Origin of the sequence: Streptococcus mitis (genome assembly GCF_946190275.1) — a bacterium.
GTDB lineage: Bacteria > Bacillota > Bacilli > Lactobacillales > Streptococcaceae > Streptococcus > Streptococcus mitis_DC.
Window position 1 is genome coordinate 1 of record NZ_CAMHZQ010000044.1, and the last position, 697, is coordinate 697.

General features: G+C 52.9%; 1 pseudogene. It reads left to right on the forward strand.

What is annotated here, in order from left to right:
• A pseudogene (locus N8M20_RS10150) lies at positions 1–697 on the forward strand (ZmpA/ZmpB/ZmpC family metallo-endopeptidase); the annotation flags it as partial.

Here is a 697-nt window from a genome sequence, read left to right on the forward strand (position 1 = left end):
GAAGAATCTCCAGCCTACACAGAACCGTTAGCAACGAAAGGCACGCAAGAGTCAGGTCATGAGGGCGAAGCCGCAGTCCGAGAAGAGACTCCAGAATACACTAAGCCGGTAGCGACAAAAGGCACGCAAGAGTCAGGTCATGAGGGCGAAGCCGCAGTCCGAGAAGAGACTCCAGAATACACTAAGCCGGTAGCGACAAAAGGCACGCAAGAGTCAGGTCATGAGGGCGTAGCAGTAGTCCGCGAAGAATCTCCAGCCTACACAGAACCGTTAGCAACGAAAGGCACGCAAGAGCCCGGTCATGAGGGCGAAGCCGCAGTCCGAGAAGAGACTCCAGAATACACTAAGCCACTCGAAACTAAAGGTACGCAAGAACTAGGTCATGAAGGCGAAGCGGCGGCGCAACCGGAGTTACCAGAGTATAAAGTTTCAGAAGAGAAAAAAGGCACACAAGAACCGGGTCATGAAGGTGAAGCTGCAGTCCGCGAAGAAACACCAGAGTATACTAAACCACTCGAAACCAAAGGCACGCAAGAAGCCGGACACGAGGGAGAAGCGGCAGTGCAACCGGAGTTGCCCGAGTACACTGATTCAGTGGCAACTAAAGGCACGCAAGAGTTAGGTCATGAGGGCGAAGCCGCAGTTCGCGAAGAAACTCCAGAATATACTAAACCACTCGAAACTAAAGGCACGCAAG